Origin of the sequence: Streptococcus sanguinis SK49, assembly GCF_000212815.1 — a bacterium.
Taxonomy (GTDB): domain Bacteria; phylum Bacillota; class Bacilli; order Lactobacillales; family Streptococcaceae; genus Streptococcus; species Streptococcus sanguinis_C.
On record NZ_GL890985.1, the window covers coordinates 1255826 to 1279142 of the forward strand.

Annotated in this window: 26 protein-coding genes and 1 pseudogene; 19 read left to right on the plus strand and 8 right to left on the minus strand. The window is 42.3% G+C overall.

Annotated features, from left to right (window positions below):
- The 3 genes from HMPREF9380_RS04840 to HMPREF9380_RS04830 all read right to left on the minus strand — a co-directional run bounded on the left by HMPREF9380_RS04840 (position 1) and on the right by HMPREF9380_RS04830 (position 2779).
- The gene (locus HMPREF9380_RS04840; RefSeq protein WP_032907521.1) at positions 1–1113 is read right to left on the minus strand and encodes a cysteine desulfurase family protein; all 1113 of its coding nucleotides are present in this window, start codon (positions 1111–1113) and stop codon (positions 1–3) included.
- A gap of 10 nt (positions 1114–1123) precedes the next feature.
- The gene (locus HMPREF9380_RS04835; RefSeq protein WP_002933689.1) at positions 1124–2080 is read right to left on the minus strand and encodes a ribose-phosphate diphosphokinase; all 957 of its coding nucleotides are present in this window, start codon (positions 2078–2080) and stop codon (positions 1124–1126) included.
- Positions 2081–2215: 135 nt separating this feature from the next.
- Positions 2216–2779: a CYTH domain-containing protein gene (locus tag HMPREF9380_RS04830; RefSeq protein WP_032907524.1), complete on the minus strand. Its 564-nt coding sequence runs from the start codon at positions 2777–2779 to the stop codon at positions 2216–2218.
- Positions 2780–2874: 95 nt separating this feature from the next.
- On the opposite strand from HMPREF9380_RS04830, the gene HMPREF9380_RS04825 reads away from it, so the two are divergent.
- The 5 genes from HMPREF9380_RS04825 (at position 2875) to mutY (ending at position 7459) form a co-directional block, all read left to right on the plus strand.
- A complete protein-coding gene (locus HMPREF9380_RS04825) occupies positions 2875–3546 on the plus strand; it encodes a GTP pyrophosphokinase (protein WP_002933691.1) in 672 nt (223 codons plus the stop codon).
- On the plus strand, positions 3530–4348 hold the full coding sequence (locus HMPREF9380_RS04820) for an NAD kinase (protein WP_328270465.1): 819 nt from the start codon (positions 3530–3532) through the stop codon (positions 4346–4348). The genes HMPREF9380_RS04825 and HMPREF9380_RS04820 overlap by 17 nt, the downstream gene beginning before the upstream one ends.
- The gene (locus HMPREF9380_RS04815) at positions 4345–5232 is read left to right on the plus strand and encodes an RluA family pseudouridine synthase (protein ID WP_002933693.1); all 888 of its coding nucleotides are present in this window, start codon (positions 4345–4347) and stop codon (positions 5230–5232) included. The genes HMPREF9380_RS04820 and HMPREF9380_RS04815 overlap by 4 nt, the downstream gene beginning before the upstream one ends.
- 23 nt (positions 5233–5255) lie before the next feature.
- Complete coding sequence (pta, locus tag HMPREF9380_RS04810; RefSeq protein WP_002933694.1) at positions 5256–6233, plus strand: phosphate acetyltransferase; 978 nt, start codon at positions 5256–5258, stop codon at positions 6231–6233.
- A 65-nt stretch (positions 6234–6298) separates the two neighbouring features.
- Positions 6299–7459: an A/G-specific adenine glycosylase gene (gene mutY, locus HMPREF9380_RS04805; RefSeq protein WP_002933695.1), complete on the plus strand. Its 1161-nt coding sequence runs from the start codon at positions 6299–6301 to the stop codon at positions 7457–7459.
- A gap of 44 nt (positions 7460–7503) precedes the next feature.
- Here the strand turns inward: mutY and HMPREF9380_RS04800 are convergent, their stop codons facing one another.
- From HMPREF9380_RS04800 to HMPREF9380_RS04780, 5 genes are all read right to left on the minus strand, one after another.
- Positions 7504–7851, minus strand: coding sequence for a thioredoxin domain-containing protein (locus HMPREF9380_RS04800; protein WP_002933696.1), 348 nt, complete (start codon positions 7849–7851; stop codon positions 7504–7506).
- A gap of 116 nt (positions 7852–7967) precedes the next feature.
- A complete protein-coding gene (locus HMPREF9380_RS04795; RefSeq protein ID WP_002933699.1) occupies positions 7968–9686 on the minus strand; it encodes a phospho-sugar mutase in 1719 nt (572 codons plus the stop codon).
- A 237-nt stretch (positions 9687–9923) separates the two neighbouring features.
- Entirely contained in the window at positions 9924–10487 is a 564-nt protein-coding gene (locus tag HMPREF9380_RS04790; protein ID WP_002933700.1) for an ECF transporter S component, read from the minus strand.
- The gene (coaC, locus tag HMPREF9380_RS04785) at positions 10471–11022 is read right to left on the minus strand and encodes a phosphopantothenoylcysteine decarboxylase (protein ID WP_002933701.1); all 552 of its coding nucleotides are present in this window, start codon (positions 11020–11022) and stop codon (positions 10471–10473) included. The genes HMPREF9380_RS04790 and coaC overlap by 17 nt, the downstream gene beginning before the upstream one ends.
- Before the next feature lie 11 nt (positions 11023–11033).
- Entirely contained in the window at positions 11034–11717 is a 684-nt protein-coding gene (locus tag HMPREF9380_RS04780; RefSeq protein ID WP_002933702.1) for a phosphopantothenate--cysteine ligase, read from the minus strand.
- A 211-nt stretch (positions 11718–11928) separates the two neighbouring features.
- On the opposite strand from HMPREF9380_RS04780, the gene HMPREF9380_RS04775 reads away from it, so the two are divergent.
- From HMPREF9380_RS04775 to dprA, 14 genes and pseudogenes are all read left to right on the plus strand, one after another.
- Positions 11929–13599, plus strand: coding sequence for a formate--tetrahydrofolate ligase (locus HMPREF9380_RS04775; RefSeq protein WP_002933704.1), 1671 nt, complete (start codon positions 11929–11931; stop codon positions 13597–13599).
- A gap of 76 nt (positions 13600–13675) precedes the next feature.
- Positions 13676–14209 (plus strand): annotated as a pseudogene (locus HMPREF9380_RS04770) (GNAT family N-acetyltransferase).
- Positions 14206–14817 carry a DUF5052 family protein gene (locus HMPREF9380_RS04765; RefSeq protein ID WP_002933710.1) on the plus strand — a complete coding sequence of 204 codons (612 nt, stop codon included), beginning with the start codon at positions 14206–14208 and terminating at the stop codon, positions 14815–14817. Before HMPREF9380_RS04770 ends, HMPREF9380_RS04765 begins: the two are co-directional and overlap by 4 nt.
- Positions 14818–14820: 3 nt before the next feature.
- Positions 14821–15474, plus strand: coding sequence for a DNA alkylation repair protein (locus tag HMPREF9380_RS04760; RefSeq protein WP_002933712.1), 654 nt, complete (start codon positions 14821–14823; stop codon positions 15472–15474).
- 47 nt (positions 15475–15521) lie between these two features.
- Complete coding sequence (locus tag HMPREF9380_RS0111050; RefSeq protein WP_235787802.1) at positions 15522–15995, plus strand: GNAT family N-acetyltransferase; 474 nt, start codon at positions 15522–15524, stop codon at positions 15993–15995.
- Positions 15996–16179: 184 nt separating this feature from the next.
- On the plus strand, positions 16180–16305 hold the full coding sequence (locus HMPREF9380_RS12115) for a hypothetical protein (RefSeq protein ID WP_002933716.1): 126 nt from the start codon (positions 16180–16182) through the stop codon (positions 16303–16305).
- 190 nt (positions 16306–16495) lie between these two features.
- Positions 16496–17572 (plus strand): aspartate-semialdehyde dehydrogenase, encoded by a 1077-nt coding sequence (locus HMPREF9380_RS04755; protein ID WP_002933717.1) that lies wholly within the window; start codon positions 16496–16498, stop codon positions 17570–17572.
- Between the two features lie 82 nt (positions 17573–17654).
- Complete coding sequence (dapA, locus tag HMPREF9380_RS04750; RefSeq protein WP_002902934.1) at positions 17655–18590, plus strand: 4-hydroxy-tetrahydrodipicolinate synthase; 936 nt, start codon at positions 17655–17657, stop codon at positions 18588–18590.
- A gap of 244 nt (positions 18591–18834) precedes the next feature.
- Complete coding sequence (locus tag HMPREF9380_RS04745) at positions 18835–19173, plus strand: ATP cone domain-containing protein (protein WP_002895476.1); 339 nt, start codon at positions 18835–18837, stop codon at positions 19171–19173.
- A gap of 141 nt (positions 19174–19314) precedes the next feature.
- Positions 19315–20166, plus strand: a complete 852-nt coding sequence (ylqF, locus tag HMPREF9380_RS04740; protein WP_002933720.1) for a ribosome biogenesis GTPase YlqF — start codon at positions 19315–19317, stop codon at positions 20164–20166.
- Positions 20153–20917, plus strand: a complete 765-nt coding sequence (locus tag HMPREF9380_RS04735; RefSeq protein WP_002933721.1) for a ribonuclease HII — start codon at positions 20153–20155, stop codon at positions 20915–20917. The genes ylqF and HMPREF9380_RS04735 overlap by 14 nt, the downstream gene beginning before the upstream one ends.
- A 17-nt stretch (positions 20918–20934) precedes the next feature.
- Positions 20935–21777, plus strand: coding sequence for a PRD domain-containing protein (locus tag HMPREF9380_RS04730; RefSeq protein ID WP_002933723.1), 843 nt, complete (start codon positions 20935–20937; stop codon positions 21775–21777).
- Entirely contained in the window at positions 21753–22319 is a 567-nt protein-coding gene (locus HMPREF9380_RS04725) for a sugar O-acetyltransferase (protein WP_002933726.1), read from the plus strand. Before HMPREF9380_RS04730 ends, HMPREF9380_RS04725 begins: the two co-directional genes overlap by 25 nt.
- 119 nt (positions 22320–22438) lie before the next feature.
- Entirely contained in the window at positions 22439–23281 is an 843-nt protein-coding gene (gene dprA / locus HMPREF9380_RS04720; protein ID WP_002933728.1) for a DNA-processing protein DprA, read from the plus strand.
- Positions 23282–23317: the final 36 nt, after the last annotated feature.

Consider the following 23317-nt stretch of genomic DNA (forward strand, 5'->3'; position numbering starts at 1 on the left):
TTATCCTCCTAAAATTTCTTTTAATTTCTTTGTAAATGATTGAATCTCTTGCAGAGTCGTTTGGTCCGAAGTGCTGATCCGAATGGACTCATACAAGCGGTTGGAATCCTTGCCATACATAGCCTGCAAGACATGACTGGGTTGTATAGCTCCGGCTGTACAGGCTGAGCCTGTTGAAATGGAAAAGCCATTTAAATCCATTTGAAGTAGAAGCAGGTCATTCTTTTGATTGGGAAATCCCAAATTGATGACATATGGCAAGCTGGGCTGACTTTCATTTAAGTAAAAGTCGATATCCGATAAGTCAGCAAGTAAGCTGTCTTTTAAGTATTGCGCATGCTCTAGATTTCCCTCAAGATGTTCCGTGCTATCTGACAGAGCCGCCGCCATACCTGTGATAGAGATTAGATTTTCAGTTCCGGCCCGGTGTTTTTCTTCCTGGTCGCCACCGTGCATGAAATTGTCAAAATCCATCTTCTTGGCATAAAGGAAGCCAACGCCTTTGGGACCATGAAACTTATGCGCTGAAGCAGATAGAAAGTCAATCCCTAGCTCGTCAGGGTAGATGGGAAGTTTACCAATTGCTTGGACAGCATCAACGTGAAAAACAGCAGGATGTTCGTGCAGTAATTCACCAATTTCCTTAATGGGGAGCATGGCACCCGTCTCGTTATTAACCGCCATGACGGACACAAGAATAGTGTCAGGTCTAAGTGCCTTTTTAATATCCGCCGCTCGAATCTGACCATCCACCGGCTGAACAAAAGTAGCTTCAAAGCCGAATTTGTCTACTAAGTACTCCACCACTTCTAAGACAGCATGGTGTTCAATAGCAGTGGTAACAATATGTTTTCCTCGGTTCTGGTGTCGAAGGGCATAGCCTTTGATAGCAGTATTGTTGCTTTCAGTGCCACCTGAAGTAAAAAGAATCTTATTGCTTTGAGTATGCAGAGCTTGAGCAATATCCTCACGCGCCTGTCTGAGGAGTTTACTAGCTTCTCGACCATGGCTATGCGTACTGGAAGGATTTCCAAAGACGGTCATAGTTTTGGTCATTGCTTGGATTGCAGCGGGCGACAAAGCAGTTGTAGCGGCATTATCTAAATAAATCACTCCGGTTACCTTATTTCTTTTGATAGGCAAAGAGTGGGCTGACTGGTTTTCTCTCTTGGATGCGGACAATGGCATCACCAATCAGTTCACTAGCTGTAATGTAGTGGAGATTCTTAGGTGTTTTTTCTTTGATATCAACAGAGTCTGTCACAAGAATTTCTCTGATAGGAGAATTATCCAGCAATTCCGCAGCTTTATCTGCAAAGAGACCATGACTGGATACAGCATAGATTTCGACTGCGCCTTCGCGACAGACAATTTTAGCTGCTTCAGAGAAAGTCCGACCGGTATTTAAAATGTCGTCAATCAGAATAGCTTTCTTGCCTTCGACATCTCCGATGATATAGCCCTCAGAGCGACCTGCCTCGTCTTCGCCATAATCAATGATAGCGATAGGGGCATCCAGATATTCAGCCAGATTGCGAGCGCGTTTAACACCAGAGTTTTTAGGGCTGACGACAACGACATCATCTCCCGTTAACCCCATATTGCAATAATGTTTGGCAAAGAGTGGGATAGTGAAGAGATTATCGACTGGGATATCAAAGAATCCTTGGACCTGCACGGCATGAAGATCCAGAGAAATCACGCGATCCACTCCAGCACCGACAAGCATATTGGCAACCAGTTTAGCTGTGATTGGCTCGCGAGGAGCAGCAGTCCGATCCTGACGGGCATATCCAAAATAAGGCATGACAACATTAATCGTATTGGCACTGGCACGCTTGCAGGCATCCACCATAATCAAGAGCTCCATCAAGTGATTATTGACAGGGAAGCTAGTAGACTGAATGATGTAAATATCATAGCCACGAACGCTTTCTTCAATGTTAATCTGAATCTCGCCGTCCGAGAATTGGCGGGAGGAAAGTTTTCCCAAAGGAACCCCAGCAGCCTCAGCGATTTTTTCAGCTATGGAATGATTGGAATTGAGGGAAAAAAGCTTCATATTTTTTTTATCTGACATGAGTTGGACCGTCCTCTTTTTGTCTCATTTCTATATCTAATGCTCCATGAAATTTATTTTTCAATAGGCTTTAGATTGCTACCTTTTATTTTACCAAAAAAATTAGATTATTTCAGCTATTTTGTGGTCGTTGATTTACAAGTTTTCAGAAAATCTTGCTATCTTACTCTTACCAGGTTTGTAGTCGATCTTGTGCTGTTTTAGGAAGTTGAGGAAATTTTCTTTTCCTTTTTCGAAATCTTCAACTTCGACTTCGAGTTCGAAGTCTTTTTTGTCCAAGTAGTGACTCTCATCCAGAGCAAGGAGGCCAATTTCGTCTTCTTTTTCATAGCGGATAGTCTCTAGAGAGCCAAGAATCTTCAAGTCTTGGATAGGAATTTCTTTTTGAAGCAGCGTCTCTAAAATCTCTCCCGTAGGAAATTCATTGTTCTGCAAAATATTTTCAGTTTCTTCTGGTGTCAAGTTCTGATTGAGTTCCAAGGATCCGACTTCTTGAGGAATCTTGAGCGTCAGCTCTGCTTCGCGATGGTTAAAAGTTCGTACTCGAAAAGCCATGTGGGAGTGTCGGATGCTTTGCTGATCTGAATCGATGTAGTGGTTGGTTTGGCTAATAGGGGAAATATCAGCAAATAACTGAAGCAGACGGTCGTGCTCTTCTTTGGTCAGCATGGTTTTGAATTCAATTTCTAAGTGATTCATTTTCATATCCTTTTCTTTTTTTTGAAAGCGATTTATGTTATAATAACAGTTGTGTTTATTTTATACAAAAAATAATGATATGACAAGGTAAGTGTATGACAATAGAATGGGAAGAGTTTCTAGACCCCTATATTCAAGCGGTTGGAGAGCTGAAAATTAAGTTGCGTGGAGTGCGAAAGCAATACCGCAAGCAGCAGCGCCATTCTCCAATTGAGTTTGTGACTGGACGTGTCAAGCCGATTGAGAGCATTAAAGAAAAGATGATTCTGCGAGGCATTCGCGAGGAAAATATCGAGCAGGAGATGCAGGATATCGCTGGCTTACGGGTCATGGTCCAGTTTGTCGATGATGTGGATGAAGTTTTAGAAGTCCTGCGAAACCGGACTGATATGCGTATTGTGCAGGAACGGGATTACATCAAAAACAAAAAAGCCAGTGGCTATCGGAGTTACCATGTGATTGTAGAATATCCAGTTGATACGATTAATGGTCATAGGCTTATTCTGGCTGAGATTCAGATTCGCACCCTTTCGATGAATTTTTGGGCTACGATTGAGCATTCTTTGAATTACAAGTATAAAGGAGAATTTCCCAAGGAAATCAAATGCCGCTTGGAAACAACAGCTAATCTTGCCTATCAGCTGGATGAGGAGATGGGAGAAATCCGTGATGCTATCCAGGAGGCGCAGGCTCTCTTTGATCCTCTTCACCGCAAGTTAAATGACGGTGTGGGAAATAGTGATGATACAGATGAAGAATACAGATAAAAAAATAGCGATTATCCGCAATCGGAAAAGACAGAGTGAACAAGTTTATCAAGATTTGAAGCAGAAGCTGAAACAGAACGGCTTTATTTTAACTCCTAAGAATCCCGACATCGTGATTTCGGTGGGTGGTGATGGCATGCTGCTATCGGCTTTTCATATGTATGAAGAACAGCTGGATCGGGTCCGCTTTGTCGGTGTACATACAGGGCATCTTGGCTTTTATACAGACTACCGTGATTTTGAATTGGATAAGCTGGTTGAAAATCTTAAACTGGATACTGGTGCTCAGGTTTCTTATCCAATTTTAAATGTCAAAATTACTTTTGAAAATGGTGATACACGCACTATTCGTGCTTTGAATGAAGCAACAATCAAACGCTCGGATCGGACTATGGTAGCTGATGTCATTATCAATCGGGTTCGTTTCGAGCGTTTCCGAGGAGATGGGATTTCCGTCTCTACTCCGACGGGCAGTACAGCCTATAACAAATCTCTGGGCGGAGCGGTATTGCATCCGACAATCGAAGCCTTGCAGGTGACAGAAATTGCCAGTCTCAACAATCGGGTTTATCGGACATTGGGCTCATCTGTCATTGTTCCCAAAAAAGATAAGATTGAGTTAGTGCCGACTCGCAGTGACTATCACACTATCGCGGTTGACAATCAAACTTTCTCTTTCAAAAACATTGTCCGCATTGAGTACCAGATTGACAATCATAAGATACATTTTGTGGCTTCGCCAAGTCATACCAGCTTTTGGAATCGTGTCAGAGACTCCTTTATTGGAGAGTGCCAGGAATGAGGTTTGAGTTTATTGCTGATGAGCATGTCAAGGTAAAGACCTTTTTGAAGCGACATGAAATTTCCAAAGGCCTCTTGGCAAAGATAAAATTTTCCGGTGGAAACATTCTCGTCAACCATCAGCCTCAGAATGCTATTTATCTCTTGGATATTGGCGATAAAGTGACGATTGACATCCCTTCTGAAAAAGGATTTGAGAGTCTGAAAGCTGTTGATAAGGACTTGTCTGTTGTCTATGAGGATGAACATTTCTTGGTTTTGGATAAACCGGCAGGGGTGGCCAGTATTCCCAGCGTTAATCATTCCAATACTATGGCAAACTTTGTTAAGGCTTACTATATTCGTCATGCCTATGAAAACCAGCAGGTGCATATCGTGACGCGTCTGGATAAGGATACAAGTGGGCTCATGCTCTTTGCTAAGCATGGCTATGCTCACGCCAGATTGGACAAGCAGCTGCAGAAGAAGCTGATAGAAAAGCGCTATTACGCTCTGGTTCGAGGAACTGGTGACTTAGAAGAGCAAGGTGAGATTATTGCTCCGATTGGACGCAACCCTGAGAGTATCATTACGAGGCGCGTGACAGAGGATGGTAAGTACGCCCATACCAGTTACAAAGTCATAGAGAGATTTGGAGATGTCTATCTGGTGGATATTCATCTGCATACTGGGCGGACTCATCAAATCCGCGTTCATTTTTCACACATTGGCTTTCCGCTTTTGGGTGACGACCTTTATGGAGGGAGTTTGGAACACGGAATAGAGCGCCAAGCTTTGCATTGTCATTCTTTGAAATTTTATAATCCTTTTAGTGGTCAGGAAGTTGAGCGTGCCAGTCCTTTGCCAGAAGATTTTAAACAAGTTATTGAGAAATTAAAAGATTAAGAGATAAAGGAGTTTTAAGAAACATGAAAATTTTTGACTCAATTCGTGAAGCCTTGAAGGATAAGGAAGTAAAAATTGTCTTGCCGGAGGGGGAGGAGCCACGGATTTTGCAAGCTACTAAACGCTTGGTGAAAGAAACCAGTATTACACCAGTTCTTTTGGGTAATCCTGATAAAATACGTATTTATCTAGAAATTGAGGGAATAAAAGAAGGATATCAGGTTATTGACCCTTCAAACTGTTCCTGCTTTGAGGAGTTGGTAGAAGCATTTGTTGAGCGTCGTAAAGGAAAAATCGCTGCAGATGAAGCACGTCAGTTGCTAAAGGAAGACGTCAACTACTTTGGTGTTATGTTGGTTTATCTTGGTAAAGTCCAAGGAATGGTATCTGGCGCGATTCACTCTACAGCAGCGACTGTTCGACCGGCTCTACAAATTATCAAGACTCTGCCTTGGGTTTCTCGCACTTCAGGAGCCTTCCTTATGGTGCGTGATGACGAACGCTATATTTTCAGTGACTGTGCCATCAATATCGATCCAGATGCCAATGTTTTGGCGGAGATTGCTGTTAACTCAGCCCTAACAGCGCAGATTTTTGGTATTGATCCTAAAGTTGCCATGCTCAGCTATTCGACCAAAGGCTCTGGTTTCGGAGAAAAGGTTGATAAGGTTGTAGAAGCGACTAAGTTGGCTCAGGAAATGCGTCCAGACTTGGCTATCGATGGTGAATTACAGTTTGATGCAGCTTTCGTTCCTGCAACAGCTGAACTGAAAGCACCTGGCAGCCCTGTGGCTGGTCAAGCGACTGTCTTTGTCTTCCCAAGTATCGAAGCTGGGAACATCAGCTACAAGATGGCAGAGCGTTTGGGCGGATTTTCAGCAGTAGGTCCTATCCTGCAAGGGCTTAACCATCCAGTTAATGACCTTTCTCGAGGCTGTAATGCGGATGATGTTTATAAGCTGACTTTGATTACAGCCAGTCAGGCAGTCGGTCATTATTAAACGCTAGGAAGCGATTGGAGGGCGTAAGTTCTCCTATTTTTCTTGCCTTATGCTATACTAGATTTATGTTAGATTTGAAAGTATACGGAATTGAGATGTGGGAGGCAGATAAAATTGCCTCTTTTAGAGAGAAATTATTAACTTGGTATGATGAAAACAAACGTGACCTGCCTTGGCGCAGAACAAATAATCCTTATCATATCTGGGTTTCTGAGATTATGCTGCAGCAGACTAGAGTTGATACGGTGATTCCTTACTATGAGCGTTTTCTTGACTGGTTTCCGACAGTAGCTGATTTAGCTCAGGCTCCAGAGGATAGACTGCTCAAGGCTTGGGAAGGGTTAGGCTATTATTCGCGGGTGCGAAATATGCAAAAAGCAGCCCAGCAGATAATGACGGATTTCGCTGGAAAATTTCCTGATAGCTATGAAGGAATTGCTAGTCTTAAAGGGATTGGACCTTATACAGCTGGTGCCATTGCTAGTATTGCCTTTGGCCTAGCTGAGCCTGCGGTAGATGGCAATGTCATGCGGGTGCTGAGTCGATTATTTGAAGTTGATTTAGATATTGGCCAACCTAGCAATCGGAAGGTCTTTCAGGCTATGATGGAGATTCTGATTGATCCAGGCAGACCCGGAGATTTCAATCAGGCGCTGATGGATTTGGGGTCAGATATTGAAGCTCCTGTTAATCCTCATCCAGAAGACAGTCCTGTAAAGGAGTTCAGCACAGCTTATTTGAATGGAACAATGGATAAATATCCAATCAAAGCACCTAAAAAGAAGCCAGTTCCAGTCTATCTGCAAGGCTTGATTATCGAAAACGAAAAGGGACAGTTCTTGCTTGAAAAGAATGAGGCTGCTGGCTTATTATCAGGTTTTTGGCATTTTCCCTTGATTGAAGTCGAGGAATTTCAAACTGAAAATCAAATGTCGCTCTTTGAGGTGGCAGAAAATCAGCCAAGTCTGGACTTGTCTCCTCAAGAAAGCTTTGAGCAGGATTATGATTTGATTGTTGATTGGCAGCAGCAGTCCTTTTCAAAAGTACAACATGTTTTCAGTCATCGCAAGTGGCATATCCAGCTGGCTTATGGCCGAGTTAAGGATAGCCAGATCGCAGCTGATGGAGAGGTCTTGTGGCTTCATCCAGAAGATTTTGGCAATTACCCCTTTGCCAAACCCCAGCAGAAGATGTGGGAGGCTTTTCAGGAAGCTAGAAATGAATAAAAAATCTGAGACTAATTTGGTCTCAGTATTTTTTTGAATCAATTTTACAAGTTTGCAAAAGCTTTAATTTCATCTGCAGTCATAGAAGAATCACAACGAACAGATACTTGGCCGTCTTGAACATGAACAAAACCAGGAACCGTCGGAATGCTGTATTCAGAGCGGAAGGCTTGCAGTTTCTCTAATTCGCTGACTTCTTCACTGCTAATAAAGAAAATATGCGCCTTAGTAGCAGCTACCACGCCAGCAAGAGTAGCAGCGAATTTACGGCAGTAAGGGCAAGTTTTGCGACCAACGAAGAAAGTTGCAGTCTCTTTGTCAGCAATTGCTTGACGAGCGCGGTCAACAGTTGCGACTTCCAAGTCTTTAATATTTTGAGCAAATTGTTCCATAAATAATCCTCATTTCTTTTGATAAAACTAGTATGCCATAAAAAGCAGAAAAATGCTTGATTTGGAAACGAAAAACCAGAGAATGTGAAATTCATCCTCTGGTTGATAGTGTTTTTTTACTTGATAAAGGCATTAATCTCTGCTTCAATAGCAGTAATTTTTGCTTGAGCGTCTTCATTACTGTCACCAACAACTGCAATGTAGAACTTGATTTTTGGTTCTGTTCCGGATGGACGAACAGCAATCCATGAACCGTCAGCCAAGGTGTATTTCAGCACGTCGCTTGGAGGAGTCGTCAGAGCTGTAACAGTACCGTCTGCGGCGGTAGAAGTCTGAGCCTTAAAGTCTTCAGTAACAGAAATAGCAGTACCGTTGAATTCTTTCGGAGCATTGTCACGGAACTTAGCCATGATAGCCTTGATTTGCTCAGCTCCATCAACACCAGACAAGGTCACAGAGATAGTCTTTTCGGCAAAGTAACCATATTCTTTGTAGATTTCTTCAATACCGTCAGCCAGAGTCAAGCCACGTGAGCGGTAGTAGGCAGCTAGCTCAGCCACAACCAAAACAGCTTGGATAGCGTCTTTATCACGTACAAACGGTTTAATCAAATAGCCGAAGCTTTCTTCAAATCCCATCATGTAGGTGTGGTTGTGCTTTTCTTCGAATTCTTGAATCTTTTCAGCGATAAATTTGAAACCAGTCAAGACATTGAACATGGTTGCGCCGTAGCTTTCAGCAATCTTAGTCACCAAGTCAGTAGAAACGATAGACTTGCAGAGAGCAGCATTAGCTGGCAGAGTTCCAGCACTCTTATGGGCTTCCAAGATGTACTTAGCCATGATAGCTCCGATTTGGTTACCAGAAAGGTTGAGGTAGCTACCGTCTTTTTGCAGAACTTCTACACCGACACGGTCAGCATCTGGGTCAGTTGCGACCAAGACATCTGCACCAACTTTACGGCCCAATTCCTCAGCTAAAGCAAAGGCTGCTTGGCTTTCAGGGTTTGGAGACTTAACAGTAGAGAAATCTGGATCAGCCACAGCCTGCGCTTCAACAACTTGAACAGAGTCAAATCCTGCTTGGGCAAGAGCACGACGAGCCAACATTTCTCCAGTACCATGAAGTGGTGTGTAGACAATCTTCATGTCTTTACCAAATTCTTCAATCAAAGCAGGGTTGATATTGACGTCTTTAACTTCTTTAAGGTACTCAGTGTCAATAGCATCACCGATGACTTCAATCAGGCCAGAAGCTTTTTCCGCTTCTACATCAGCAACTTCTACAGTAAACGGATTTTCGATAGCACGGATGTAAGTTGTTAAAGCATCAGCATCATGTGGAGGCATTTGTCCACCGTCTTCACCGTAAACCTTGTAACCGTTAAATGGAGCAGGATTGTGGCTAGCAGTAATCATGATACCTGCGAAACAGTTGAGGTGACGAACTGCAAATGAAAGCTCCGGAGTTGGACGAAGGCTTTCAAAAACGTAAGATTTGATACCGTGTTTTGCAAGAACTGCAGCGGATTCAAAGGCAAATTCTGGAGAGAAGTGACGGCTATCGTAGGCAATTGCCACACCGCGTTCTTTTTCATTTCCACCTTTTGACTCAATCAAACGAGCCAAACCTTCAGTTGCCTGACGGACAACATAAATATTAATCCGGTTGGTACCAGCGCCAATTAAACCACGCATACCAGCAGTACCAAACTCTAGATTGGTGTAAAAGGCATCTTCCTTAGTTTTTTCGTCCATACTGTTCAAGTCTTCACGAAGATAATCAGGAAGTTCAGCATAATCAAGCCATTTTTTGAAGTTATCTTGATAAGTCATAGGTGGAGTCTCCTTTATTTTTGAAATGAAGAGATGGAAATTTTAGTAAAAAATCCTGCTCTTAAATTTTCTTAATCGCTTACATTGTAGCATATTTTCATTAATTTTGAAAGAGGTTACCAAGAAAACGATGAAATACTTTTCAAGGTATTGTTTCGAGGATTTCAGAATGGTATTGCAGAATTGCGATATTAAAAAAGACCAAAGCAAGGCTTGGTCCAGAAAACTAAATCATCATCATTTTTTGGCTTTTTCAAGCGCAGGAATGATAGTTGCTGTCAAAATCGCAGAAATGATTAACTCGGCAATGGAATTTGCTGATAGAATCACAGCCAGAAGTGCTTTGATATCACCTTGGTATACATTTGCAAAGAGAAAGAAGATACCGCCCAAGACAAAAATAGTATTGGTGGCAGAACCTACGGAACCTGCTACAATCAAGCCAGCTTTATTTTTCATAGCTTTATATACGAAATAAGGAGTGATACCGATGAGAATGCGAGGCACCATTGCAACAACAAGTGAAGAAAGGCTTCCATTTGGCACAAAAGGGCTAAAGAGATAGCTTGTTGGTAACAGCACCAAGGTATTGGTAACAACGCTGATACATCCCATGAGTCCACCTAGAACAGCTCCGACTTTAGGGCCATAGAGGATACTGGCGATAATCACTGGGATGTGAATAATCGTAGGTTTAATCGGTACTGGAAGTAAGTTGAAAATGACTGAGCTGAGCAGGTGCAGTACCAACATGATGGCAAAGAAAATAGCAATTTGAGCAATTTTAGACTGTTTTTTCATAAATAAGTTCCTTTACTGTATCAATAATTGTATCAATTTCGGCTAGAGCACCTGTTCCCTGATCGCCACAGGCTAGAACAGCTTCACGCGGTTGGATAGTCTTCCATCCAAAATGCTGTAGACGCTCCAAATTGTGCTGGGTTAGTGGATTTTCAAACATCTTAGTGTTCATAGCTGGAGCTAAAACTTTTTTCGTATGAGGCGGCAGAGCCAGAGCAGTAGCTGTTACCATATTGTCAGCTAAGCCATTAGCAAGCTTAGCCATGGTATTGGCTGTAGCGGGAGCCAGTAAAAAGAGGTCAGACTCTTTAGCGATGTCAATGTGATTGACCTTGCTAGGGTCAGGTTCTTGCATAATATCAATTGCAACTGGCCTTTGTGACAAGGCTTGCAGGGTCAGTGGTGTGATAAATTCTGTCGCTGCATTTGTCATGAGGACAGCAACTTCAAAGTTCTCTTTCTTTAGACGGCTAGTGATGTCAGCAGCCTTATAGGCTGATATACTGCCGCTGACGGCTAAGGTAATCTGAGTCATCTTAATTCTCCTTATGTATTACGGATATGCTGGTAGAGGAGCTGAGCAATTTCTTCTTTGGATTGAGCTTGGGTTACAGTATCTTTTCCGACAAGGTAAGCTCTGTGCTCTTGGTTAGAAATCTCTGTCAAATCATTGGCAACAATGATTTCTGCCTGATTTTTTATGAGACTGGCTCGTGCGGTCTTGAGTAACTCTTCCTTAGTAACATTGACCAAGAGTTTGAATCCAATCAAGCGAATGGCTGGATTCCATTTTTTTACCAAACTGATGATTTTTGGTGTCTTTTTGAGAAAAAGAACTTGAACATCATCCTGAGAAGAAATCTTGCTTTCTGAGTTAGTCTTATTTAGAAATTCCGTCATGTCAGAGCTAGCTGCTACAGCTTCCAAACCAGTCATGTAGACGGGTGTGTAGTCTGAGACAGCCATTGCATGAATCAGTACATGATGCGTGTGAACGAGCTGCTCTAAGGTTTCAAGTAGTTCTGCAACGTTTTCAATCTGTACAATGGTAAGATTGGGATGATCTGCTGGGCGGACAGCTTTAGGAGTCGTCACCAGAGTCACCTGATCGCCCTTGTTTAGGAATGTTTCGGCTATGATTTTCCCTAGACTGCCCGTCGAATGATTGGTAATAGAGCGGACACAGTCGATTTTCTCGCTGGTCCCGCCAGAAGTAATCAATATGTTCATAGCACTATTTTACAAGAAAAAAGAAATTTAGTAAAATAATTCTAATTGCAGAGTGTCACAGCGGAGAAGTGACTCTAAAATCTTATAGTTCAGAGAACAAAAATTTCCATTTTTTGTTGTTTCGGAACATTAAAATCTATTTAGAGTTTAATTGTGTAGATTTTGCTCTTTTTTGTTATAATCTTTATATTAATTGATAGAGGAGTTCTTGATGAAAACAGATATTGAAATTGCTCAAAGTGTTGAATTGCAGCCTATTGTTGATGTAGTGAAAAAAGTTGGCATCGACTATGACGACTTGGAACTATATGGTAAGTATAAGGCCAAGCTCAGCTTTGATAAGATTCGTGAGGTTGAAAAAAATCCTGTCGGCAAACTGATTTTGGTAACGGCAATCAATCCGACCCCTGCTGGAGAAGGTAAGTCAACTATTACCATTGGACTAGCAGATGCGCTCAACAAAATTGGCAAAAAAACTATGATTGCCATCCGCGAACCGTCTTTGGGACCGGTGATGGGGATTAAAGGAGGAGCTGCTGGCGGCGGCCACGCGCAGGTTCTACCGATGGAAGATATCAACTTGCATTTTACTGGAGACATGCACGCAATTACGACAGCTAACAACGCCCTGTCTGCCCTCATTGACAATCATCTTCATCAGGGAAATGCTCTGGGAATCGATCAACGCCGCATTATCTGGAAGCGGGTAGTTGACCTAAATGACCGGGCTCTTCGACATGTGACTGTTGGCTTAGGAAGTCCGGTGAACGGTATTCCACGCGAAGATGGCTTTGATATTACCGTTGCTTCTGAAATTATGGCAATTCTTTGCCTAGCTACGGATATTGAAGATTTGAAAAAGCGCTTGGGTAACATTGTCATCGGTTATCGCTATGATCGTACACCAGTCTATGTTTGTGACCTTGAGGTAGAAGGAGCTTTGGCTTTAGTCTTGAAAGATGCGATTAAGCCAAATCTAGTTCAGACTATTTACGGGACACCAGCCTTTGTTCATGGCGGTCCGTTTGCCAATATCGCCCATGGCTGTAACTCTGTTTTAGCGACTAGTACAGCGCTGCGCTTGGCTGATTATACAGTGACTGAGGCAGGGTTTGGTGCGGACCTTGGAGCTGAAAAATTCTTGGATATTAAAACTCCAAACTTGCCAACCTCTCCAGATGCAGTCGTAATTGTCGCAACCTTGCGAGCCCTCAAGATGAATGGCGGCGTGGCCAAAGATGCACTTACTGGAGAAAATGTTGAGGCGGTACGAGCTGGCTTTGCTAATCTCAAACGGCACGTTGAAAATATCCGCAAGTTCAGTATTCCAGCGGTAGTAGCCATCAATGAATTTGTTTCAGATACAGAGGCTGAAATTGCTACTCTTAAAGAACTTTGTGCAGAAATCGGGGTACCGGTTGAGCTTGCTAGTGTATGGGCTGATGGCGCCAAAGGTGGTGTAGCTTTGGCTGAAACTGTAGTTAAAACCATTGATGAAGAGCCTGCTCATTACACTCGCCTCTATGACAATGACCTCTCTATTGAAGAAAAAATTGAGAAAATTGTCAAAGAAATCTATCGAGGTTCAAAGGTGAACTTTGAGAAAAAAGCGCAGACTCAGATTCGAGAAATTGTCAAAAATGGCTGGGACAAGCTGCCAATCTGCATGGCCAAAACACAGTATAGCTTTTCAGACAATCCTGCTGCTCTTGGAGCGCCAGAAAACTTTGAAATTACCATTCGTGAATTGGTACCAAAACTTGGGGCAGGCTTTATCGTGGCTTTGACAGGAGATGTCATGACCATGCCAGGATTGCCAAAACGTCCTGCAGCACTTAATATGGATGTGGCAGCAGACGGCACAGCGATTGGACTATTTTGATCTTGGTTTAAAAGGCTCTTTACGAGCCTTTTTTGGTATAATAGTGAAAATAATGAGAATAGAATATGGAGACAACATGAACATTAGATTAGCAAGACCATCAGACGCTGCGACCTTGCTTGCTATTTATGCGCCTTATGTAGAAAATACAGCCATTACTTTTGAATATGAAGTTCCGACCATTGAGGATTTTGCAACTAGGATTGAGAAAACGTTGGAAAGATATCCTTATCTGGTAGCGGAAGAAGACGGTTTAATTTTAGGTTATGCCTATGCTTCGACTTATTATGCGAGTGCAGCCTATGATTGGGCGGCGGAATTGTCCGTCTATGTCAGTCAAGATGCTCGAGGAAAGGGAGTCGGCAGTAATCTTTATGATGAACTTGAAGACCTGTTAGATCAGATGGGATATATGCATTTTCTAGCCTGTATTTCTTTGCCAAATGAAGCCAGCCTGGCTTTGCATCGAAAAAGAGGCTACTAGCAGGTGGCTCATTTCCCAAAAATTGGCTATAAATTCGAGCGTTGCCATGACATTGTTTGGTTGCCAAAATCCTTAGACAAGCAAGCTGGACCAATTAAACTTTTAAAAGAAATGGAGTGGAAATGATGAAAAAGAAACATTTATTAATAACTCTTCTAAGCATTACTCTTTTGGCCTTGACGGGTTGTCAGTCCGTTGAAAATTGGTTTAAAAATGCCAAGGAGGAATGGTTGGGGTTGGAGATGACGGTTCGCACCTATGATGAGAATTCCCAACTCGTAGACCAGATGTCGGGCAAGTCACTATCCATCTCGCGTAACGAGGAGTTTGATTCAGTTGATGCGGAAGGAAATTCCAAGGAAGATTCTTCTGTGCTCAAAATAACCTTGGGTAAGTATGAGATTGACCATGTGGGCTCTTCCTTGATTGCAGAAGAAAAAGGCTTGAAAGATGTCTTTGCCCAGTATCAAAAGATTGCAGATGTTGAGTTGAATAGCCATTCTGTTCCTGTTTTAAATCGCATGATTTCAGCCTTTAAAAACGACTTTACCGGAAAGAAAAAGGTTATTCTGATTCGCTCTCAAAACGGCACTCCGCTGGCTGCCTATTCTGGCGACCGTGTTTCTCTAGATAAATCCGATGCTCCCAAAACCTCTGAATTGCTGATTGACGGTAAGCGTCTCGTGATTTATCGCTGTGACTACACTATTTATGACCGTGAATTGCTGGAGTAAGATATGAATGTAGAGGAATTGGTAAAAGAGTTAAAAGCTGTAGCTAACCCAGATGATGCGGTGGCTATGAAAGCCTATATGAAAAATAAATTTGAGTTTCTAGGAGTCAAGATTCCAGCTAGACGGAAACTCGCAAAGACTTTTTTCAAACAGGGGACTGACTTTGTTATTGACTGGAATTTTATAAATGAAGCTTGGAATAATCCTTATCGAGAACTGCAGTACACTGCGCTAGATTATCTGGAGATTCGCAAGAAACTATTGACACCATCTGACTTGCCACGTTTGAAAAAGCTGGCCCAAACAAAATCTTGGTGGGATACCATAGACTTTTTGGACCGCTTGGTTGGATCAATCATTGCTCGATTTCCGGAAACCAAAGAGATTATTGTAGCTTGGAGTTGTGATGAGGATATTTGGTTACGGCGCATGGCCATCGATCATCAGCTGCTACGAAAAGAGAAAACAGACACAGAGCTCTTGGAGAAGATTTTAGTGAATAATCTAGGCCGAACAGAATTCTTTATTAACAAGGCCATCGGCTGGGCGCTGAGAGATTATTCCAAAACCAATCCAGACTGGGTCAGAGCTTTTATCGAACGGCATCAGACAGAAATGGCTGCCCTTAGTATTCGAGAGGGAAGTAAGTATTTATGAAACATGTTTATTTAAAATATCTGGAAGAGAAGGATTAATCAGTTTGGCTGGAAGGATTTTCCAATAGACTGACTTCTCAATCACCATTTGATGATGGGCTTTTAGATATGACAATTTGTACAGAAAGTTGGTTTGCGGATTTGGTGGCTAAGCACCGCGATTTCCGAGAGAAAGATCAACAGTATATTTGGGGAATTTATGATGCAAAAAGCGGAAAACATGTAGGTATGGTTAATTTATTTGTGCTAGCTAGAGATGACTTTCAATGGGCGGAAATAGGTTATACGATACATAATCAATTTTGGCGTCAGGGTTATGCCAGAGCTATGCTAGAAGAACTCAAGAGAGTCAGTAGCGAACTAGGATTTCATCGCTTAGAAGCACATGTTGATCTACAGAATATCCCTTCGCAAAAATTACTAGAGCAAGCTGATTTCTATCTTGAAGGAGTACGAAAAAAATTCCAAAAAGAAGGCCAAGAGTGGAAGGATAGACAAGTTTTTGTTTATATTTTAGATTAAATACCTTGACAAAACGGAAAAAAATAAGGTAAACTATATTTCGTGCGATGAGTCGATATGCAGATTTTCTGCAAATTGAAGCATGGGAGGTCATAAACGCAGGAGCGGACCTTGATCAGTTGTGTGAACCTGCTGATCACACGAAAGTGCCCTTATCCCCAGTCTACGGATTGGGGATTTTTCTATGTCTCTTAGAGTGGCAAGGCCATTAGTCGCAGCCAATCTTAGAGATATTGATACTGAGACGGCCTATGTTGTGAGTGCTATTGCTCTTGATGAAACAACTTCGCAGAAGGCAGTTGAGTCGTAGAGTAATGGATGCAGTTTTGTTCGTGAGAACAAAATCTGTAAGCCTTGAAAGTTCTCATAGTGATGCATGAGTGTTAGTGTAGTTTATCAAAATATCACACTTATATTCTTCAGAAATATTTGCATTTTTCCCTAAAAATAGTATAATACTAACAATACAAAATTTTTTGAAAATTCAGAGAGGTTATCGCATGGGATATACAGTTGCTGTAGTAGGTGCCACTGGCGCCGTTGGATCTCAAATGATTAAAATGCTGGAAGAATCTAGCCTTCCAATTGATAAAATACGCTATCTGGCGTCTGCTCGTTCAGCTGGAAAAGTTCTCCAATTCAAGGGACAAGATATTACTATCGAAGAGACGACCGAGACAGTTTTTGAAGGTGTAGATATTGCTCTCTTCTCAGCTGGTGGTTCTACCTCAGCAAAATACGCTCCTTACGCAGTCAAAGCTGGAGCAGTAGTGGTCGATAACACATCTTATTTCCGTCAAAATCCTGATGTTCCTCTGGTTGTTCCAGAAGTCAACGCCCATGCCTTAGATCAGCACAAGGGAATTATCGCTTGCCCTAACTGCTCGACAATTCAGATGATGGTGGCTTTAGAGCCTATTCGTCAGCAATGGGGGTTGGATCGTATCATCGTTTCAACTTATCAAGCTGTTTCTGGTGCAGGTATGGGAGCCATTCTTGAAACTCAAGCTCAATTACGCTCTGTTCTCAATGATGGTGTAAATCCTAAGGTTGCGGAAGCCAATATCCTGCCATGCGGCGGCGATAAAAAACATTATCCTATTGCCTTTAATGCCTTACCTCAGATTGATGTCTTTACAGATAACGACTATACTTACGAAGAGATGAAGATGACCAAGGAAACTAAGAAAATCATGGAAGATGATTCTATTGCTGTTTCTGCGACATGTGTCCGCCTTCCAATCTTGTCTGCCCACTCAGAGTCTGTCTACATAGAGACTAAGGAAGTTGCACCTATTGATCAGGTAAAAGCAGCAATCGCAGACTTTCCTGGTGCTGTTCTGGAAGATGATGTAGCTCATCAGGTTTATCCGCAAGCGATCAATGCGGTTGGTAAGAAAGAAACCTTTGTTGGCCGGATTCGTAAGGATCTTGATGCGGAAAAAGGAATCCATATGTGGGTGGTTTCAGACAATCTTCTTAAAGGAGCAGCTTGGAATTCTGTTCAAATCGCAGAGACACTGCATGAGCGTGGTTTAGTTCGTCCAACAGCAGAAGTTGTTTTTGAATTAAAATAAAGTGACCAAGGAAACTTGACAGCACAGGGTTGAATAATCGTTCTTTCAACCCTCTTTTCGTATAATAAAGAGAGGTAAGTTTATGGCGTATGCGGATCTGAAAAACTGTAAAATCATCACAGCTTTTATTACTCCTTTTCATGAAGATGGTTCCATCAATTTTGAAGCTATTCCAGACTTGATTGAGCACCTTTTGGCGCATCATACGGATGGGATTTTGCTGGCTGGAACGACTGCTGAAAGTCCAACACTGACACACGATGAAGAGTTGGAGCTATTTGCGGCAGTTCAAAAGGTTGTCAAGGGGCGCGTTCCTTTGATAGCTGGTGTCGGTACCAATGAAACGCGCGACTCTATCGAATTCGTCAAAGAAGTAGATGAATTTGGTGGTTTTGCTGCTGGCCTTGCCATTGTTCCCTATTACAACAAACCTTCTCAAGAAGGGATGTATCAGCACTTTAAAGCTATTGCGGATGCTTCAAACCTGCCTATCATTATCTATAATATACCTGGACGGGTAGTTGTTGAGATGACACCTGAGACTATGCTAAGGTTGGCAGAACATCCAAATATTATCGGCGTTAAAGAATGTACCAGTCTGGCGAATATGGCCTATCTGATTGAGCATCGTCCAGAGGAGTTTCTAATTTATACTGGTGAGGATGGCGATGCCTTTCATGCTATGAATCTGGGGGCTGATGGAGTTATTTCAGTTGCTTCTCACACAAACGGTGATGAAATGTTTGAAATGCTTGATGCTATTGAGCACAATGACATCAAAAAAGCAGCAGCTATCCAACGGAAATTCATCCCTAAAGTCAATGCACTCTTCTCTTACCCAAGCCCTGCCCCAGTCAAAGCTGTACTTAATTACTTGGGCTTTGCAGCTGGTCCAACCCGCTTACCTCTTGTGCCAGCGCCTGAAGAAGATGCTAAACGCATTATTAAGGTTGTGGTTGATGGTGACTATCAAGCGACCAAAGAGACTGTTAAAGGCGTCCTGAGACCGGATTATTGATTGATAAAATTGAAAAAAATATTTCTAAAAAGGATTGCCCAGAGCAGTCCTTTTTTATATTGACTTTTAAGGCTAAAGAAAAAAGGAAGCTTCCTTTGAAAAATATTGGAAAAAATTATATAATGTTATGGTATAGTCTGACTTTGTGATTTCTTTTTGAGCAGACTATAGACAACTGGACTGGCAGCAGTCATGTTAGAGACTTACATTAGATTAGAAATATATAATATAAAAGGAGTTTTTTATGCAAGTTATTAAACGGAGTGGTGAGGTTGTAGAATTTGACCCAGATAAAATTTATCAAGCAGTTTTAAAGGCAGCTCAGACTGTCTATGTGTTGACAGATGATTTGCGTCAGAATTTAGCGCAGGTTACAAAGAAAGTGGTTCTGGATTTGGAAGAAGCTAAGGTTGAACGTGCGACAATCAGCATGATTCAGTCCATGGTTGAAAGCCGCCTCTTGGGTGCAGGTTATATTACTATTGCAGAGCATTATATTTCTTATCGCTTGCAGCGCGATTTAGAGCGAAACGGCTATGGAGATCATATAGCTGTGCATCTGCATTTTGAGCAAGTGAGATAAAATCAGAAAGCCCGTTAGGGCTTTTTTTGCTCTTGAGGTAGAGAGTATCACTTTAGGATTCATCCGCTTAAATCCCAGAAATATGTTAAAATAGTTAAAGAAATAAAATTTTATCAATGATATTCGTTGAAAGGATAAATTATGGCAACGATTCAATGGTTTCCGGGGCATATGTCCAAGGCACGGAGACAGGTACAGGAAAACATTAAGTTTGTTGATTTTGTGACGATATTGGTTGATGCGAGACTTCCTTTATCCAGTCAAAATCCTATGCTGACTAAGATTGTGGGGGATAAGCCCAAGCTTTTGATTTTAAACAAGGCAGATTTGGCAGATCCTGTTCGTATCAAGGAATGGCAGAGCTATTTTGAAAGTCAGGGGATTCCGACCTTATCTATTAATTCCAAAGAGCAATCTGCTGTTAAAAAAGTGACAGACGCAGCTAAAAAGCTTATGGCTGACAAATTGGCGCGTCAGAAAGAGAGAGGAATTCGCATTGAAACCCTGCGTACCATGATAATCGGTATTCCCAATGCCGGAAAATCAACCCTCATGAATCGCTTAGCTGGTAAGAAAATTGCCGTTGTAGGGAATAAGCCGGGTGTGACCAAAGGTCAGCAATGGCTCAAGTCAAATAAAGACTTGGAAATATTAGATACACCAGGGATTCTCTGGCCTAAGTTTGAAGATGAGACGGTTGCTCTTAAGCTTGCTCTAACTGGTGCTATCAAGGATAATCTGCTGCCTATGGATGAGGTGACGATTTTTGGTCTCAATTATTTTAAGGAGCATTATCCTGAGGAGCTGACAGCACGCTTCAAGCAGCTGGATCTAAGCCAGGAATCGCCTGACATGATTATGGATATGACCCAAAAACTTGGCTTCCGCGACGACTATGACCGTTTTTACAGCCTTTTTGTCAAAGAAGTCCGTGATGGCAAGCTAGGCCGTTATTGCTTGGATATGGTTGGTGAACTAGATGGCAACGATTAAAGAAATCCAGCAACGTTTAGAGTTAGTGACTGATTTGGCTGATCCTTTTCTGGCAGAAGCAGCTAATGACCAGCGGAGCGGAGTTCAAAAGGCGATTGAAAAGCGTAAAAGAGCCATTCAGGCGGAGTTAGACGAGGAACTGCGTCTGGAGCAGATGCTACGGTATGAAAAAGAGCTTTATAAAACCGGCTTTCGGGCGATCGCTGGGATTGATGAGGTCGGTCGTGGTCCTCTAGCTGGACCTGTTGTCGCTGCAGCTGTTATCTTACCTCCAGGATGTAAGATTAAGGGGCTCAACGACAGCAAGAAGATACCCAAGAAAAAGCACCAAGATATCTATCAAGCAGTCATGGATAAAGCCTTGGCAGTCGGTGTTGGCCTGATAGACAATGAGATTATTGATCAAGTCAATATCTACGAAGCGACCAAGCTTGCTATGAAAGAGGCTTTGTCTAAGCTTTGTCTCAAGCCAGATTATCTGCTGATTGATGCTATGAAGTTAGATATTGATATCCCGCAAGAGTCCATTATCAAAGGAGATGCCAATTCTCTGTCTATCGCAGCAGCTAGTATTGTTGCTAAGGTTACTCGAGATAAGCTGATGGCAGACTACGACAAGGAATATCCTGGTTATGATTTTGCGCAAAATGCTGGTTATGGGACTAAGAGCCACTTGCAGGGCTTGGAGCGACACGGCGTAACTCCTATTCATCGCAAGACATTTGAACCCGTAAAATCCATGCGTGAATAGGCACGAAGGGGTGAGGCATGCTAATCAGTAAAATCTTAAACAATAATGTGGTGATTTCTGAAGAAAACCAAGAAGAAGTTATTCTAATGGGACGAGGACTGGCCTTTGGTCGAAAAGTTGGCCAGGAGATTCCAGATGAGCTGATTGAGAAAAAGTATGTCTTGTCAGAAAATAGACGCCAGCTTCTGATGGAGTTGCCAGCAGAGGTCATGGAAATGTCGGATAAGATTATTTCTTTCGCAAGGGAGAAACTGCAGAAGAAGCTCAAAGACACTGCTTTTCTGGCGATGGCAGATCATATCCACGGAGTCTTGCTGCGCTTGGATGATGATATTTACCTCAAGAATTTCCTCATGTGGGATATTAGACGCTTTTTTCCTATCGAGTTTGAGGTTGGTCAGTATGCTAAACAGCTTTTGAGCGCTTATATCGGTAAGGAACTTCCAGAGGATGAAGCGGCTTTTATAGCGCTGACCTTGGTCAATGCAGAGTTGGAAAATGGCGATGGAACTGCGCGTGATTTGACTATGATGATGGAGGAAATCATGACCATTGTCAAGTACAGTTTGGAAATTTCTTTAGACGAGGAAGACATCTACCTTGAGCGCTTCATGACCCATCTAAAATTTTTCTGTGAGCGAGTTCTGACTGATAGAGGCCACCGTGATTTAGAGGACAATGAGATGTTTGACTTACTTAAATGTAAGTATCCCTTGGCTTATGAGACAACTAGGAAGATTGCTGAATTTTTAAAGCAAACCAGAAATTACCAAACATCAGAGGATGAACAACTGTACCTGACTATCCATTTGTCACGCATGAAAAGGAGGATGATATGCAAAGCGAATACGAAAAAATGATTGCTGGAGAGATTTACCGACCACAAGACAGTGAATTAAGAGAATTGGCAGCAAGGTCAAAGGAATTTCAATATCGTTTTAACCAAGAGCAAGACAGCGACAAGAGAAGTGCTATTATCAAAGAATGGTTTGGCTGCACAGGAGAGAATCTTGCTATGAAGCCTGATTTGGTCTGTGATTATGGAATCAATATTCATCTAGGCGAGAATTTTTATTCTAACTGGAATCTGACTATGCTGGACGTTTGCCCGATTCGCATCGGAGACAATGCCCTGCTCGGTCCTAATTGCCAGTTTCTGACACCTCTTCATCCGCTTGATCCAGTGGAAAGAAATTCCGGAATTGAGTACGGAGCACCAATCACTATTGGTAATAACTTTTGGGCTGGCGGAGGTGTGACAATTCTGCCAGGCGTGACACTAGGGGATAATGTGGTAGTCGGAGCAGGTGCGGTTGTTACCAAGTCTTTTGGCGACAATGTAGTCTTGGCTGGTAATCCAGCGCGAATTATTAAGGAAATTCCTGTTCATAAAGAGTGTTAAAGGCAATGGGCAAGGGAACCGGCTATTGACAACATCAAATTAAATAAAATCGTAAAGAAGGAACTGTACTGCAGTTCTTTTTTTGAACTTTTTTACGAATAAGAAAGTGAGGTGAAAAAATGAATAATTTTGAGATTTATAAAATGAAAAAAGCTGGCTTAACCAATCATCAGGTTTTAAATGTTTTAAGATACGCTGAGAGTAGAGATGGCAAGCTTTCTCTGCGAGATAAGGCTGTCGTATCTGAGTGCCGCAATCCTGCTCTCTTTATTGAGAAATACAAGAGGCTTGATTTACCGGCTTTGAAGGAAGAATTTGAACTTTTCCCGTCCTTTTCTATCTTGGATGATATTTATCCTTGGGATTTATGCGAGATTTACGATGCCCCGACCTTGTTATTCTATCAGGGAAATCTAGATCTACTAGAATTGCCCAAGACTGCAGTCGTTGGCAGTAGAGACAGCAGTAAGCAAGGAAATGCCTCTGTACAAAAGATTGTCAAAGAGCTAAACAATGAATTGGTTATCGTCAGTGGCCTGGCTCGTGGAATAGATACGGTGGCCCATATGGCTGCCCTGCAAAACGGAGGTCAGACCATTGCTGTCATCGGAACGGGATTAGATGTCTTCTATCCCAAGCCTAACAAAAAATTACAAGCTTACATTGGAAAAAATCATTTATTGCTGACAGAGTATGGTCCGGGTGAACAGCCCTTGAAATTTCATTTTCCAGAGCGGAATCGTATCATCGCTGGTCTCTGTCGGGGCGTCATCGTGGCGGAAGCCAAGATGCGCTCAGGCAGTCTGATTACCTGTGAGCGAGCCATGGAAGAAGGGCGAGATGTCTTTGCTATTCCAGGGTCAATTTTAGATGGAAAATCTGACGGTTGCCATCATTTGATCCAAGAGGGCGCAAAGTGCATCACATCAGGCTCTGACGTCCTTTCTGAGTTTGATTTTTAAAACAAGTTTTCCTATAAGAAAAGTTAGTAGTTGACA